Origin of the sequence: Prosthecobacter fusiformis (assembly GCF_004364345.1) — a bacterium.
GTDB classification, from domain to species: domain Bacteria; phylum Verrucomicrobiota; class Verrucomicrobiia; order Verrucomicrobiales; family Verrucomicrobiaceae; genus Prosthecobacter; species Prosthecobacter fusiformis.
Genome location: NZ_SOCA01000003.1, coordinates 661,021 through 676,444 on the forward strand (window position 1 = coordinate 661,021; position 15,424 = coordinate 676,444).

15 protein-coding genes and 1 tRNA gene are annotated in these 15,424 nt (G+C 56.5%); 6 read left to right on the forward strand and 10 right to left on the reverse strand.

Annotated elements, in window-relative coordinates:
• Positions 1–22 precede the first annotated feature (22 nt).
• Positions 23–232, forward strand: coding sequence for a hypothetical protein (locus EI77_RS23350; protein ID WP_166647208.1), 210 nt, complete (start codon positions 23–25; stop codon positions 230–232).
• A gap of 1,617 nt (positions 233–1,849) precedes the next feature.
• Here EI77_RS23350 and EI77_RS11965 read toward each other — a convergent pair.
• The 7 genes from EI77_RS11965 to EI77_RS11995 all read right to left on the reverse strand — a co-directional run bounded on the left by EI77_RS11965 (position 1,850) and on the right by EI77_RS11995 (position 7,046).
• Positions 1,850–1,924: transfer RNA gene (locus EI77_RS11965), tRNA-Cys, on the reverse strand.
• Positions 1,925–2,075: 151 nt separating this feature from the next.
• On the reverse strand, positions 2,076–2,432 hold the full coding sequence (locus EI77_RS11970) for a glutaredoxin family protein (protein ID WP_133795491.1): 357 nt from the start codon (positions 2,430–2,432) through the stop codon (positions 2,076–2,078).
• Positions 2,433–2,485: 53 nt separating this feature from the next.
• Positions 2,486–3,655 carry a molecular chaperone DnaJ gene (gene dnaJ / locus EI77_RS11975; RefSeq protein ID WP_133795492.1) on the reverse strand — a complete coding sequence of 390 codons (1,170 nt, stop codon included), beginning with the start codon at positions 3,653–3,655 and terminating at the stop codon, positions 2,486–2,488.
• A gap of 23 nt (positions 3,656–3,678) precedes the next feature.
• Positions 3,679–4,254: a nucleotide exchange factor GrpE gene (locus EI77_RS11980; RefSeq protein ID WP_133795493.1), complete on the reverse strand. Its 576-nt coding sequence runs from the start codon at positions 4,252–4,254 to the stop codon at positions 3,679–3,681.
• Positions 4,255–4,356: 102 nt separating this feature from the next.
• Positions 4,357–5,802, reverse strand: a complete 1,446-nt coding sequence (locus tag EI77_RS11985) for a PP2C family protein-serine/threonine phosphatase (protein WP_133795494.1) — start codon at positions 5,800–5,802, stop codon at positions 4,357–4,359.
• 70 nt (positions 5,803–5,872) lie between these two features.
• A complete protein-coding gene (locus tag EI77_RS11990; protein ID WP_133795495.1) occupies positions 5,873–6,409 on the reverse strand; it encodes an STAS domain-containing protein in 537 nt (178 codons plus the stop codon).
• Between the two features lie 142 nt (positions 6,410–6,551).
• Positions 6,552–7,046, reverse strand: coding sequence for a hypothetical protein (locus EI77_RS11995; RefSeq protein ID WP_133795496.1), 495 nt, complete (start codon positions 7,044–7,046; stop codon positions 6,552–6,554).
• Between the two features lie 224 nt (positions 7,047–7,270).
• Here EI77_RS11995 and rplU point away from each other — a divergent pair, with 224 nt between their 5' ends.
• The 5 genes from rplU to EI77_RS12020 all read left to right on the forward strand — a co-directional run bounded on the left by rplU (position 7,271) and on the right by EI77_RS12020 (position 10,055).
• Positions 7,271–7,585 carry a 50S ribosomal protein L21 gene (gene rplU, locus EI77_RS12000; RefSeq protein WP_133795497.1) on the forward strand — a complete coding sequence of 105 codons (315 nt, stop codon included), beginning with the start codon at positions 7,271–7,273 and terminating at the stop codon, positions 7,583–7,585.
• A gap of 33 nt (positions 7,586–7,618) precedes the next feature.
• Positions 7,619–7,876, forward strand: coding sequence for a 50S ribosomal protein L27 (gene rpmA / locus EI77_RS12005; protein WP_133795498.1), 258 nt, complete (start codon positions 7,619–7,621; stop codon positions 7,874–7,876).
• A gap of 111 nt (positions 7,877–7,987) precedes the next feature.
• The gene (locus EI77_RS12010) at positions 7,988–8,710 is read left to right on the forward strand and encodes a pseudouridine synthase (protein WP_133795499.1); all 723 of its coding nucleotides are present in this window, start codon (positions 7,988–7,990) and stop codon (positions 8,708–8,710) included.
• Between the two features lie 166 nt (positions 8,711–8,876).
• A complete protein-coding gene (locus EI77_RS12015) occupies positions 8,877–9,410 on the forward strand; it encodes a hypothetical protein (protein WP_133795500.1) in 534 nt (177 codons plus the stop codon).
• A 171-nt stretch (positions 9,411–9,581) separates the two neighbouring features.
• Entirely contained in the window at positions 9,582–10,055 is a 474-nt protein-coding gene (locus tag EI77_RS12020; protein WP_133795501.1) for an SRPBCC family protein, read from the forward strand.
• Positions 10,056–10,090: 35 nt separating this feature from the next.
• Here the strand turns inward: EI77_RS12020 and EI77_RS12025 are convergent, their stop codons facing one another.
• The 3 genes from EI77_RS12025 to EI77_RS12035 form a co-directional block, all read right to left on the reverse strand.
• Positions 10,091–12,166, reverse strand: coding sequence for a response regulator (locus tag EI77_RS12025; protein WP_133795502.1), 2,076 nt, complete (start codon positions 12,164–12,166; stop codon positions 10,091–10,093).
• A complete protein-coding gene (cheB, locus tag EI77_RS12030) occupies positions 12,163–13,236 on the reverse strand; it encodes a chemotaxis-specific protein-glutamate methyltransferase CheB (RefSeq protein ID WP_243838814.1) in 1,074 nt (357 codons plus the stop codon). The genes EI77_RS12025 and cheB overlap by 4 nt, the downstream gene beginning before the upstream one ends.
• 106 nt (positions 13,237–13,342) lie before the next feature.
• Positions 13,343–15,391 (reverse strand): hybrid sensor histidine kinase/response regulator, encoded by a 2,049-nt coding sequence (locus EI77_RS12035; protein ID WP_133795503.1) that lies wholly within the window; start codon positions 15,389–15,391, stop codon positions 13,343–13,345.
• Positions 15,392–15,424: the final 33 nt, after the last annotated feature.

Below are 15,424 nucleotides of genomic sequence, written 5' to 3' on the forward strand. Positions count from 1 at the left end.
GAGGTTCATCCGCTTTGAGGCTATGGCCGCCGCTCACCGCAAAGCCATATGCGCCCTCGCGTTGCTTTTCCATGTCGCCACCGAATCCGATGAAACCGCCGTCTCTCTGGCTTGTTTGATGCGCGCCCTCGCCATGCTGGTGGATCACGGCTGGCTCTCAGAATCGGAGATCGAGACAGGCGGAAGCCCCGGCCTGGACTACCTCACCCATCCCAAACTTTTTACCGAATGAGGGAAAGCGAACTGTCAAAACTGCTAAAAGCTCCCTTTTGACAGTTTTAGCAGTGACCAACTCACAAAACCGCAGCCAACCTGTCATCCTTAACCGCCTTTTGATCATGGCCCATATAGGAGAACCATGCCCTCAATTCTCAGACCCGCAGAGGTCACTGGAATTTGCTTGCAATCCACTATGGATAGGAATATCCATAAGCATATGGTAGTAAGATTAATTTGCACAACGATCATTTGCTTTATTTCGTCATGTTCCATTGCGGTAACTGCGGTGCCCGTATCAGGCCCCGCGATGGGCACAGGATCGATGGTTGCTAAATTCACGTGGTCCAATTCAAATAGCGGCAAAGTTACGGCCACTATGCCGTGGGGGGAGAAATGCGCAGGACGCTACTCCACAGGCGGAGCTGATGGAGGAATGGCATGGAATTCTGGCGTGATGCAATTCCATAAGTCGTCCCAATCATCGTTTGGGGAATTCGAGTCAAGGGCGGCTTCGATGGGAAGCGTCCATGTAGGCAAAGCCCTTTTGGTAGGGGACCAAGGAACCGTCATAGATGTAATTTACGCAGCTACGTCGCCAACCCACGGCTTCGGTGAGGCCAAGGATTCAAAAGGCAATTTTTACAAGATTGTTTTTTAAAGGCCAACTGGCCATGTCGGAACGTTTTTCAACGGAACAACAAACGTTAAGCGCATCTTTACGACACTGAACGAACGCGCCGCCTTGATTGGTCCCAAGGTTCTATTGAGCCAGTAAGCCAATCACAGATTTACCCTGTTTTACCATGCCCCTCTGCCGCGAACTTTCAGCGCCATCGTGCAGTGCCTCAGAGAGGTGAGGCGCTAGAGCGTCATGGCTTAAACCCTGAGCACAGCCTGAACCCTTTGGGTAAACTTTGTGGAAACCTTGACGCAACCTTGCCGCCCGCGAGCGTCTCAGGGAACCGGGGAACCGGAGGGTAAGGGCCTAGTTCAGCTTCACAATCCTCGTCCTGAAAAAGCGCCTCGGAGTGCTGCCGCCATAAGTGCCCGGATTCGCTACCGCCCAGTTCAGTAAATCGGTGCTCGATTCGAGAATGACCTGATACTGTCCGCCTGCATCCTCTGGAATAACGACGGCATTAGCGGGAATCACATTCGCCGCCAAATTGGCGCGGGGGATGGCAATTACGGTAAGGCTGGCGAAAGAACGAATTGATTTCGCATCGCTCGAAAAACCGCAGGACCAGCAATCTTGGGTTGTGGATTTTGATTTGTCCTTTGGGGCTGTAACTGAAATGTGTCTGTGCCGATCTGAACTTCTAGCGGGTCTGCACTATACGAAAAGACAGTTTCCGCCGTATCACCTGCCGCCAGTGTAATTGTCTGGCTATACATCAGAAGCGGCCCTTCACCCGGATACGGCGGAATAATCAGATTCACATACTCCGCCGCGTTGCATGGCGAACAGGGCATAGATGAGGCAGGCGGCAGATAGTATTTTCATAGGAGGTAAGTGAGCCACAAATTGCCTCAGAATGCCCGTGATCTATTCTGAAATAGACTGGCACACGTTGTCACCTGAGCCATTTCACCACTTTAATCAGGCGTAATTCATTGATTTTCAACGCATTGGAGGCGAGGGCGGGAATTGAACCCGCGCATACCGGTTTTGCAGACCAGTGCATTACCACTTTGCTACCTCGCCATTGCTCCGTGAGCAGAGGAGTCTATAAGTCGGGTCTGGGGAGGTGTCAACCTTTTGGCGAAGGACATCGCAAGACCTGACTGGCACAGGAGCAAACAAAAGGGGCCGTGGCATGACCACGACCCCTTGAGGAATGGATAGCTGATCTCGCTCAGTTGACGAAGCTGATCTTGCCCACCTGGCCAGCGGCCATGGCGGCGTGCTGGGCATCGGTGCAGGCGGAATCAATCGGCGCATCTGGAGGAGTGTCGTTCTGCTCCAGGAGGTTGTTGGCCAGCATCCAGCGCTCCACTTCCTCACCGCTGATATCGGCGAGCATGGTGTCGTTGATCTCCACACAGGGGCTGAGGGGCTGGCCGCTTTTTTGTTCCATCTCCCAGCGGAAAGCCGGGTTTTTGATGATGTCCTTTTCCTCGAAGTCGAGGTTGTATTTGCGGAAGATGGCGCGCACGCCTTCGCTCCAGCCGCAGTAGGTCTTCAGGTAAGCGGTAATTTTGGGTTGGCACATGGGAATTGGCGAGGTTTAGGGGTTCAATGACGGGTTACGTTCGAAAGACTGGCTTATTTAAAGAACTTCTTGGCCTTTTCGAAGAAGCTTTCTTCCATGGCGGAGGAGGGCGTCTCACCAAAGGATTCAGAAAAGGCCACAAGGTGGGCTCTCTGCTCAGCACTGAGTTTGGTCGGCACGGCGATCTGGACGTGTACGTACAGGTCTCCGTGACGCTCTTCACCCAGGGTTTTGATGCCCTTGCCGCGAAGGCGGAAAGTGGTGCCGTTCTGAGTCCCAGCGGGGACTTTTAGATTGGCCTTGCCTTCCAGCGTGGGGACAGTCGTCTCTCCGCCCAGGGCGGCGGTGGCAAAGCTCAGCGGCATCTGGCAATGGAGGTCATCCCCCTCACGCTCGAAAATGTCGTGCTGGCGGATTTGCACCACGATGTAGAGATCGCCGGCGGGTCCGCCTTTGCTGCCATAGTCACCATTGCCACCGGAGCGCAGCCGGGAGCCGTCTTCGATGCCAGCGGGGATCTTGACGCGGATTTTGGTGCGTTCTTTGGACCTTCCCGTGCCGGAGCAGACCTTGCAGGGATCGCTGATCACTTCGCCTGCGCCATTGCAATCAGGGCAGGTCTGCTGGATCTGGAAAAAGCCACGTGAAGAGATCACCTGGCCCACACCGCCACAGGTGCGGCAGGTCTTTTTGCCTCCGCCACTGGTGGAGCCGCTGCCGGTACAGGTTTTGCAACTGTTGAGCCGTTCATACTCGATCTCACGCTCGCAACCCCGCGCAGCGTCTTCGAGAGGAATTTCCAGACCGTAGCGGAGATCGCTCCCGCGCTGGGGACCGTCGCGGCGCTGCTGGCGGCCTCCACCGCCACCGCCGCCACCAAAAAAGCTTTCGAAGATGCCACCACCGCCGCCACCTGCACCGCTGAAGACCTCGCGGAAGATGTCAAAGGGGTCGTGGAAACCGCCACCACCACCGCTAGGGCCGCCCATGCCACCGGCAAAGGCTGCGTGTCCATAGCGGTCATAGGCCGCACGTTTTTGGTCGTCGCTCAGGATGTCGTAGGCTTCGCCCACTTCCTTGAATTTATCTTCAGCCGTTTTGTCCCCAGGATTTTTATCCGGGTGGAATTTCACGGCCAGCTTGCGGTAGGCTTTTTTCAGGTCATCGGCAGAGACGTCTCTGGAGACGCCCAATACCTCATAATAATCGCGTTTTTCTGCCATGATGGGGAGTCGGGAGGGAAATGTTAGGCCTCAGGGATGGCGGTGCCAGCCACGATGACGCTGGCCGCACGCAGGAGACGGTCCTTCAGTTTATACCCTCTGCGGGTGACGCGCAGGACCGTGCCTTCGGCCACTGTGTCGCTGACTTCCTGGGAGACGGCATCGTGTAAATTCGGGTCAAAAGGTTTGCCCAGAGCTTCCACTTCTTGGACACCCTGCTCACGCAGGAAATCCGTGATCTGGCGCTGCACCATGCTCATGCCCATGAAGATCATGGATTTCTCAGACTCCACGCGGGCAGCCTCCAGGCCCATTTCGAAATTGTCCAGGATCGGGAAAAGGGAGCGCAGCAGGTCCGCATTGGCAAAGGCGCGTGTGTCTTGCGCTTCACGGGCCGCACGTTTGCGGAAGTTATCCAGCTCCGCCGCGTTGCGGTAGGCCAGGTCTTTCCACTGGGCCACTTCAGCCTGGGCGGCTTCCAGGGGATCCGTGGGCGTGGCAGGTTGCTCGGCGGCCTCAGCTTCCGGGGTAGTTTCCACGGTCACGGGGGATTCATCAATTTCTGGCTGGGTCTCGGGGGAGGGACTCGGCTCGGACATATCAGGGTTGGATTTCAGAGGTTAAAGATTAGACGAAGGTCGGTCCAGACATCGCTGAGGCGTGCATCACGGTAATTCCTCAGCTCAGCCTGGGGGCAGGGACTATGCCGCCTTTTGGAGCGCAATCAAGGTGATGTCGTCATGGGAGCGCTTGCCGCCCAAAAACTTGTCCACATCAGCGATGATGCCGTCCACGACTCCTTGGGAGCCATGCGAGGCCAGCGTGGCCAGATTGGTATGGATGCGTTCTTCTCCAAATTCCAAGCCCTTGGCATCCAAAGCTTCATTCACGCCATCGGTGTAAAGCAGCAGGCAGTCTCCCGGATGCATCTGGAAGGTGAGATCCTTGGTCACGCGTTCAAACACGTCCCCTTTGTCGATCCCCACCGCCAAGCCCCCACTGTGCAGGCTCTCCACCTTCCCGCTCGCCTTGCGCCATAGAAGCGGCAGCGTATGCCCGGCACGCGCCAGGGTGATGGTGTCGGTCGCCTGGTCAAAAACCAGGTAAATCATGCTGATGAACATGTCCTCCCGGATGTCCGGGGCCAGTTGCCGGTTGACCGCTGCCAAGACTGCGGCCGGGGATAGACTGCTGGCCGAATTGCTGCGCAGGATACTCCGGCACATGGCCGTGATGATGGCTGCCGCCGTCCCTTTGCCTGAAACATCGGCGATGACCACTCCCTGCCTTTGATCGCAAAGGGGGATGTAGTCATAATAATCCCCGCTCAGCACCTTCGCCGGAATATTGCGTCCCGCGATGGTATAACCCTGCAATACCGGATCACGCTCTGGGAGTAAGATGCGCTGGATGTCGCTGGCGGCCCGTAGCTCCGCCTCGATCTGTTTCTTCTCCGCCGCAGCTTGGTGCGCCATCGCATTCGCCAGGGCAAAGGCCGACTGCTCCACGATGGATTTAAACACCTCAAAGTCGTTCGCTTTGTAATTACGTGCCCCTTTGGCCGAGGTAACCGCCAGCACCCCCAGCTTTTTCGGGCCGAAGCTCAGCGGCCCAACCAAGACCGTCACGTTGTTTTGAAACGCGTTTCCATGTTTCAGTCGCGCATCCTTGCGCAGGTCTTCGATAATCTCCGGGCGCTGGGAGGTGAAAACACCGCCGATGACGCTTTCATCCACACGCAGGGAATGCAGCCGCAGGAAACTGAGCAGTGCGGAGGCATTCGTTTTGCCCATCGCGGCAATGCGTTCCGGCAGGTCAATGAGAGGAGCGCAATGGTCAGAGTGGAAACGTGGCACCAGCGACTTGCCCGTGTGATCTAGCAGATAAAGAGCACCCCCATTGCTCTGCAAAACTCGCATGGCACCTTCCACGATCAGCCGGTACATCGCTGAATGGCTGTCTTCACGGGTGATGGCCTCCCCGAGATCATGCAGGAAGCCAAACATCCGCCTCTCTTCCTCCACAATATCCTGCTCCTCCTTCAGAAGGTCAGAAATGGCCTGATTTTTCTTTTTGGAAACTAGCACCAGCGCCACTCCAGCTCCTGCCAATAGCAGGCTCAGCACAATGATGATGATGATGCTCATGGTTCCGGGGATAGCAGGCAGCGAGCCGAGTCACTCACTCAGTCGTCTCAGTTTGCCGTGCTTGCAGCATTCAGGAGGTGGCCAGTTCTGGCTGCTCCTCAAGCTCCTTCTCTAAAAAATAAATCACATCCCTGAACCGGCCTTCATTCATATTGCTCATATCCGCCAGGGTCTGATGCGCCTTGAGGATGTGCTGAGTATGCTCCAGTTTGTTGCTCGCACCCTTTTCCCCGCAGGTGGCCAGTTGGGCGCAGGCCATTTCTCGTTCTTGAGGCCAGGCATTTCCTGCGCTGTCCACTTCCATGATATGATCCAGCCCCAGGTCGGATAGCAATTGCAGATTGCGGGGATTCGCATTCAGCACGCTCAAGGATCCGCCATTTTTTTCCCGCAAATGCAGGGCGGCACCCGTCAGCGTGCCCAAAAAGGTGGAATCCATCATCGGACATCGTTCCAGATCCACCACCAGATTGTGAGTCCCGTTCGCCACCACCGCTTGCAGGGCTTTCTTTACCTGGACGGAGTTTTGGAACGTTCCGCGACCTTCTACACGAAGCCAAAAAACTTTGCCTATCCGGCCTACGAGAATGGTAGAAGGTGCAGTCACGGCGAAGTTAGCAGGGGTCTTTAAATATCAATTCGCTTGAAACCGCCTGCCAGATGCAACCGCACTGGCGCAATGTCGGCTGACATAACGCCAGAGGGCGGATTTGGGCGAAGGTCTCATTAAATTGGGGGGAGGAGCAGGATCAGTTCCAGAGATAAGACTGTTGGCTGGCGAGCTCTTCTTGCCCGCGCAGGAGAGTCACCTTCCAAGCTGTGACGCGTCCGGAAGTATTATATTCACTGCCACTGACCTGAAATTTGGAACTGTTGACGCGTTTCACGTCCACCACTTCTTCCGTTACCACCTTGGCATCCAGCCCTGTATTGGCCTGGCGATACTCAAAACGCACCGTCACGGGCTGCGTGCGGTCAGTGGCTTTCCAGAAAATTGTATAGTAATGACCAAAGCGGTCAGAGACTTCCTCACGGGTGATGGCCCCGTAAAGCAGGTAATCCCGTTCAAATTGCACGGCTGGATCTACGGTGTTGACCGGGCTGCCAGGATGCAAATGATAATACTTCACCTTGGAAATCTGCCCTCCAGGACCCACGCTGACGGAGGAACAGGAAATGGGAAGCGTCACTAGCAACGCCAGGGCGAGGAATTGACAGAGAGATGAGCGTAACTCAGAGGCCATGAAGTGGCGTGTACTATCCGGGATCACAGACCGATGTCAATGCTTCCCGAGGCTTTTCCGACAGGTATATTATAGAGCATCGAAAAAACACGAACTGGCGGAAAGCTCAAAAATTCGGTTGCCCACCGTCTGACTTGTGGCATGATCGTCGCCCCCGATGCCGGATCGCTTGATCTCTTGTGATCACATCCGCACGGTAGAGATAAACTTCAGCAGACAACGTTATGGCATACGCAATCTTCAAAACAGGCGGCAAACAGTACAGAGCTTCCGTGGGTGAATACCTCGACGTGGAGAAGCTGGAAGTTGCTGAAGGTGAAACCGCTTCTTTCGACCAGGTTCTTGCCGCAGGCGAAGGTGCAGACATCAAAATTGGCGCACCAACCCTCTCGGGTGCCACAGTTGATTTCAAGGTCCTGAAGCAGTTCAAGGCTCCTAAAGTCACCGCATTCAAATTCAAAAAGCGCAAAGGCTATCACCTTACCAAAGGTCATCGCCAGCCCCTGACCCGCGTGCAGGTCGTCTCCATCAACGCGTAATCTCAAACATCCCACCCCCAAGAGGATCAAGTTATGGCTCATAAGAAAGGTCAAGGAAGCGTCAAAAACGGTCGCGACAGCAACAGCAAGCGTCTCGGCGTGAAAAAATACGGTGGTGAGAGCGTCATCTCCGGCAACATCATCATTCGCCAGCGCGGTACCCGCTGGGTCCCAGGGGCGAATGTCGGCATCGGCCGTGACCACACCCTTTTCGCCCTCGTCGCTGGGCGTGTTCGTTTCGACAAAGATGGTCGTCGGGTCAACATTGATGAGGCTGCTCTTCAGGCCTGATCAATACCGCATTTCTATTGTTGATCTTGGGCGGGCTCCATCGTGAGCCCGCCTTTTTTTTGCCCCTGTCTCTCCGTTAAAGGCATTCTCTTCAGCTACCCCGTTGGAAATATGTCACGCACAGGCCTCGCCCGCGCCCTTTCCAAACTGGGTCACTGCTCCCGCAGCCAGGGTTTTGCCCTCGTTCGTGCCGGTCAGGTCACCCTGAATGGCCGCATCTGCCGGGATCCCGAGCATCCAGTCCTTCTCGATCACGACATCGTCCAGGTCAGTGGCACATCCCTCGCGGCAGCGAAGCCTGTTTACATCATGCTCAATAAGCCCCGTGGACTCGTCACCACCGCCAGTGATGAGGAAGGCCGCGCCACGGTTTATGAATGTTTCCAAGGTGCGGATCTGCCACATCTCCCTCCCGTAGGGCGGTTGGACAAAGCCAGTGAAGGCCTCCTCCTCTTTACCAATGACAATGCCTGGGCCCATCGCATCACCGCCCCGGAAACACATCTCGAAAAAAATTACCACGTCCAGGTTTCCTCCCTCGTGGATGACGCCTTCCTCACCCGCCTCCGTGCAGGAGTGGAGGATAAAGGTGAAAAACTGCGCTTGCGTCGGGTGGCCATACTCCGGGCTGGATTGAAGAATACCTGGTTAGACATCACCCTGGATGAAGGCCGCAACCGCCACATCCGCCGTGTCCTTTCAGCCCATCAGCTTGAAGTGCTCCGCCTCGTTCGCATCTCCATCGGTCAGCTCCGTTTGGGAGACCTCGCCAAAGGCAACTGGCGCCACTTGCAGCCTCATGAAGTGGCCGCTCTAGGAGGCATTTCAGCGTAAGTGCCAAAGAGAAACAGCCACTAAATCCTGGCTCTTCGTATCCGCCATGTCTCGTGGATGTCTGGTCTATTCCTCATCATGGCCTAACAAAAAGCATATTCAGTCAGAAGTTGTTTTCGGATAAAAGCCCGCTCAAAAAAAGAGCAGGCTCCGAATACCCGTTGTTATGAATACAACTACCCAACCTGACGTTAAGAATAAGGAAGAAAATCGCGATCCCATCAGCGGAGCCCCCGGTGCTCACCCAGTCGGCGTCGGTGTCGGCGCAGCCACAGCAGGAGCTACAGGTGCCGCCATCGGCATGGCTGCAGGGCCTGTCGGTGCCGTCGTCGGTGCAGCTGTAGGCGCAGTGGCTGGTGGTCTCATCGGCAAAGGCGTTGCTGAGGCCATCGATCCCACCGCTGAAGAAGCCTACTGGCGTGACCGCTATCAGAATGAGGAATACTACAACAAAGACCTCACCTATGACGACTATGCGCCCGCCTATAAGACCGGCTATGTCGGCTACGACACCTACGGTCGCTCCGGGCGTGATTTTGACAGCGCCCAGGGAGATCTCGAGCGTGACTACAATGAAGAACGCGGCGGCTCCCGCCTAGAGTGGGAAAAGGCCCAGGCTGCCTCCCGCGCCGCTTGGGACCGCGCCGGACGTAAACCCGATGATCGCCAGGAGGAGCCCATCGTCTATCCTCTGGTTTAAATCCTATCGCAAACCCACGGCATGGTCCCGTCCCAGGGACCATGCCTGTCACGTTACGGACGTTAATTGTCCTTAGATGAGCATTCCAAAATGCTCAGCCTAGCACATACAACCACTTCCTTCGTGGGTCACGAATTTGATTTAATCCTTTAATCCTCAACTTTTTACATCATGGAAACCATCGAAAAATCAATTGAAGTCGAGCAGCCCATCCGCTCCGTTTACAACCAATGGACCCAGTTTGAAAGCTTTCCCCTGTTCATGGAAGGTGTGAAATCCGTCCGTCAGGTCACGGATAAGCGCCTCCAGTGGCATGTCGAAATCGCCGGCATCACCAAAATCTGGGAGGCTGATATCGTCGAGCAGATTCCAGACAGCCGCATCGCCTGGCACAGCACCAGTGGGGCCGTAAACAATGGCCAGGTCCTCTTTGAATCCCTCGCCCCAGATCGCACTTTGGTCACCCTCATCCTCAATTACGAAACGGAGGGTGCCCTTGAAAAAGTGGGTGATGCCCTCGGCCTCGTCTCTCTACGCATTCAGGGCGACCTCCGGCGCTTCAAGGATACCATCGAAAAACGTACTACCCCTGCTCAAGGTTGGCGCGGAGAAATCGAAGACGGCCAGATCAACCCTCCAGACTGATTTTGGCGTAAGCGCTCGCTGCGGGATTCACTTCACTAATGTGCTAGTGCAGCTTCCAACTGCGTAAACTGCACAGGCTTAGTGAGGTGATGTAGGTAGCCACTATCCAGGGATCTTTGCACATCCTCTTTCATGCCAAATCCGCTCAGGGCGATGGCGTGCACCTTCTGGATCTTCATCACCTCACGCAGGACATCCATCCCGTCACCGTCAGGCAGTCCCACATCACTGATGAGGATCTGCAGCCCGGTCACCTCTGCCGCTTGAGCAGCCGCCTCCGCCACACTCGTCGCCACATGCACCTCATGTCCCCTGCGGCGCAGCAGCCTCGCCAGGGAGTCGCGGGTATCTTCATGATCTTCCACCAGCAGGATGCGCCATTGTGCCCGCGTCGGCTTATGGCTTTCTGTTGCTCCGCTGACATCGTCAGATTGACCGTCCGCAGCATCCACGGGCTTGATCTTGGGGATAAGCTCCAGTTGCATCGGCAGCGCCAGCCGGAAGGTGGAGCCCTGGTTGGCTCCTGCACTGGTGGCACTGAGCCGCCCGTGATGTCGTTCTACGATGGCTTTGCTAATCGCCAGCCCCAGGCCCAGGCCACCATGCTGTCGGTTAGGCTGCCGTCTTTCCTGCTGAAACGCTTCAAAAATTCGTTCCAGCATTTCCGGCTCGATGCCTGCACCGCTGTCGGTGACTTCCAGCACCATGAAAGGTTGGCCCGTGCGCGATTCACTCTTGAGGCTTACTTCAATGCTGCCGTGATTTGGAGTAAACTTGATGGCGTTTTGCAGCAGATTCCAGACAACTTGTGTCAACCGGACTGAGTCTCCCATCAGGCAGGCATCCTGGATCTCCGTGTGAATATGGATGGTAGGCTGCTCTCGGTCCCCGGTCTTGCACATCTCCACCACTTCCCGGATGATGCGGGCCATATCCACCGGCTGGAAGCTGAACTCCATCTTGTCCTGCGTGATGCGTGTCAGGTCCAGCAGGTCATTGATCAGGTGCGCCTCCAGCTGCACATTGCGGCGGATCATTTGAAAATCCCGTCGCACATCCTCAGGCAGGGAGGCATCCTGGCTGCGTTCCTCCACCACAGCCATCACCGGTGTCAGCGGAGTGCGCAGCTCATGGCTTAGCATCGCCATGAACTGGTCCTTGGCCGCGCTTGCCCGTTTCAGCTCTTCTTGGGATCGCTTCAGTTCCTCCACCAGCTCAGCCCGCGCCTCAGCTGCTTCTTTCGCCGCCCGTTCCCTCAGCGCCTCCAGCTCCTTCTGGCGGAATTCTTGTAAAATTCGGTTGTTCTCCTCAGCGAAAAACTTCCGCCTGAGCAGCGCGCGGATACGCCCTTTCAGGATGGAATAGTCATTCGATTTGCCCACAAAATCATCCGCCCCCGCCTCCAGCGCTCTGGATAAATTATCTGTGGAATCTGCCCCGGTTAACAAAATGGTGATCAACGGCAGATGCAGGCTTTTACGCAAAGCGTTCACGTGTTTGCACACCTCAAACCCGTCCATCCTAGGCATCACCAGGTCGATGATCACACCGTCAAATTTTCTTTCCCCCAGTCGCTTGATGCCTTCTTCTCCATCGGTGCAGGTCTCCAGTTTGTAGCCTTCCTTGGAGAGTTCATGTTTCAGGCGGTCCAAAAAGATCGCGCTGTCATCAATGGCCAGTAGGTGGACGTCTTGAAATGAGGAATCCTCAGAGCCATGAATGATGCGTTCATTCAGGCCGGATTTTTGCAGCAGCGTCCGCAGTCTCAGCAGCAGCACCTCTGGATTCGTAGATTTGGCCACGAAGTCATCCGCGCCGCTGTCCAGCCCCTGCACCTGCTGCCCTTCTTGGGAGGTCAGCATCACGATCGGCAGGCTGCGGGTATCCACATTCATGCGGATGCGGCGGCAGACCTCATCCCCACGGATGCCAGGCAGATGGTAGTCCAGCAGGATCAGGTCCGGCAGGGTTTCCCGGAGTGTGGAGAAAGCCTTCTCTGCGCTCGAAACCCAGGTGACCCTCCAGCCCTCTTGCTCCAACAGCGCGGTTAGGCTGATGGCTTGGGTAGTGGAATCCTCCACCAGCATGACATGATAGCTCCGTTCATTCATGAGCTCGCTGAGGGTGGGTTAAAGAGCAGGGCCAGGCGTGCGCCGATTTCTTCCAGGGGTAGGGTGGCTGTTGCCGCCCCCAGTTTCACCGCCGCCGCCGGCATTCCATAGACGACGGAAGTCGCTTCATCTTGGGCGATGGTATATGCCCCCGCTTGGTGCATGTCACGCATCCCCAGGGCTCCGTCCTCTCCCATACCCGTGAGCAAGACCGCCGCAGCCCCTGTGCCGAGAGGAGTCAGCGACTTTAACAGCACCGTTCCTGATGGCTTCTGGGTATTCACCGGAGGCGTGTTGAGCAATTGGATTTGGAAAGGTTCCGCATAGGCCATGTGCACATCCGCCGGTGCCACATAGACGGTCCCTGCCTGCAAAGGCATACAGTGCTGCGCCTCCACCACTTTGAGGCCTGGCACCACACCGCCGAGCCAGGTCACAAACCCACGCACAAATCCGGGTGTGATATGCTGGACTAAAAGGATGGGTGCGGGGAAATCCGCAGGCAGTGAATTGAGCACTTGTACGATGGCATTGGGTCCGCCTGTGGACGCCACCATGCCCAATACCCGCGGGCACGGACATTTCTCTGCTGGCAGCGTGGACCGCTGCCGGGCAGGCACGACTTCGGGCTTCGGGATATACGTCCGGTAACGCTGCCGGATCACCCTCACCTCGCTCATGATCGCCAGCTTCGTACACAGTTCCGAAGACAGCCTTTCATAATCTGCGTGGCGCAGACCCACCGGCTTTTGCACCACAGAAAGTGCACCTGCCCGGAGGGCATTCATCGAGATCTTTAATTCATCATCCTCAACATCAGACGACACCACCACGATGGGGGTGGGGAATTCGTTCATGATGCGTTGTGTCACTTCCAGTCCGTTCATTCCTGGCAGCCGGATGTCCAGGGAGATGATGTCCGGCCGGGTATTGGCCAGGGTTTTCAGCGCCTCTTCACCGCTTCGGACACTTGCAATGACCTGCAACCGTGGATCACGGTTGATGATGTGATGCAGGAACTCGCTCACTACCTGGGAGTCCTCCACAATCATGACTGAAACTTTTTTCATGCGGCTTTTATCAATCAAAGGACCCCTCGCCCAAGAGGTAACACAACCGCCTGACTTTTTGCCTTCATCGTGAATCGTAATTGGGGTTCAGGTTGGATGTCTGTATCTATACCAATTGCCGTACAACGCTCAACAGTTCCTGGTGGTCGAAGCGTTCCTTCACAATGTAGGCATCCGCCCCGAGGGCAAGCCCGCGTTCCTGGTCCTCCTGGCTGCTGAGGGAGGTGACCAATATCAGCGGTATATCTGCCAGTGCAGGCTGGCTCTTCATCGTGGACAAAAGGCCGAATCCATCCAGGTGAGGCATTTGGATGTCACTCACCACCAGGGCTACCGTTTCAGCATGCAGGATCTTCAGTGCCGCCCTGCCATCTTCGGCGATGCGCACATGATATCCCGCTGTTTCCAGGATGCTCTTTTGCAGTGTCCTGGCGGTGAAGGAATCGTCCACCACCAGCACCGTTGCCTGTCGCGGTTTTTCCACAGCCTTCTGACGATTTTCCGGCACGGGTGTAGCCCGGCTGCGGTCAGCCAGGGTCAGGGTATTGAGCACCAGCACTACTTGGCCTTCCTCGGTCACGATCGCACCGGAGAAATGCGGTGAACGCGATGCCGGATAGGGCAGGGGACGGATCAGTGCATGAAATTCGCCGATCACCGCCTCCACATGCAGCGCCAGGGGCTTTTCTCCCTGGAGCACTGCGACTTGCACCTTGCCGTCCTCATCCCGGGTGATGAGTGGCTGCGTCCCCGCTGCCTCCGCAGCGGTGATGACCTGGACCGCTCCACCGTCGATGAAGACCATGCTACGGCCGTCTGCCACATGCAGATCATCTACCCGGCGCAGATATTTGATCGAATTCAACGGCAGGGCAAAAAGACGTCCCGCTGCACGCAGCAATAGCAGCCGACGTGCAGAAATGCTCACCGGCACTCGGATCTCCAGGCTGCTGCCCAGTCCGTGCCGGGAAGTCATCTTTACCTGGCCCTGAAATTGGCTCACTCTTTCCCTGACGACGGACAACCCCACGCCCCTTCCGGATACGGTGGTCAGTTCCGCTGCGGTTGAAAGTCCGGCGTGAAAGATCAGGTCAGTGATCGCTTCCGCTGTTTGCTGCTCCGCTTCAGTCACTGTTAGAAGTCCAGCGCGGATCGCTTTTTGCTTCACCTGCTCCACATCCACCCCGCCTCCATCATCACTGATGGTTAGGCGTAGAAAGTGCCCGTCGATGTCCATGTGCATGCGCACATCACCAGCCTCAGGCTTGCCAGCAGCCCGTCGCCGGGCTGGGCCTTCGATGCCGTGAGAGATGGCATTCCTCAGCGCATGCATCACCGGGTCCTTCAGTGCCTGGAGCACCGCCCTGTCCGCACGGTTTTCCGTCCCGGTCATGGTAAACCGTGCGGGCTTGCCAGTTTCACCTGACAGGTCCCGCATCATTTTTGGAAAACCCTCACACATGCTGCTGATGGGCACCATGCAGATATGCCCCACATTCTCTTGCACCCGGCTGCTGAGCACGCGGAGGCTGCGGCTGCCCTGCTGCTGGCGCGTGCGGATCTGCTGCAAATGCTTCCCGGCCTCCCTCACCTGAAAACGCAGGTCGCCTTCGTCAAGCCGGTCCTGATGGCTCAGGCTGCGCAACTGCTCCAGTTCGCGAGCGAGCAGGCTCATCTCCCGCTCCAGGGACTCCTGCCGTGCCGCTTCGGTGAGAAGCTGGCCTGTGGATAAAAGCAAAGCTTCCAGCAGCACCGATTCGATGCGCAGCGTGTCATGCCCGCCCATGGGGGCGGGGCTTGCTTCGGTCTCAACACTATAGGTGGCCAGCTCCCTCTCCATGGCCAGGGCCATCGCATCCTCTGCCGCATCCGCATGGGAACTGATCCTCTCCTTGACCTCAGGCGTAGCGGAGATCTCCCCCTTGGTCAGTTGGGAAAGCGTATGCTCCAGCTGGTGCGCAATGTCTTCGACCTCATTGAGATCACAAACACGGGCGCTGCCCTTCATGCTGTGGGCCATCCGAAAGGCCTCGTCCAGCAGCATGCCGGAGTAGTATGGCCAGGCAGCCAGCATCGCCCGGATGGCCTGCATCTGCTCTTTGAATTCCGTCTGAAACGCGGCCAGCACTCGCTGATGGAGATCAGAGTCTGACATGATTATTGGTTAGGGGCAAGAGTCGGTGGACGA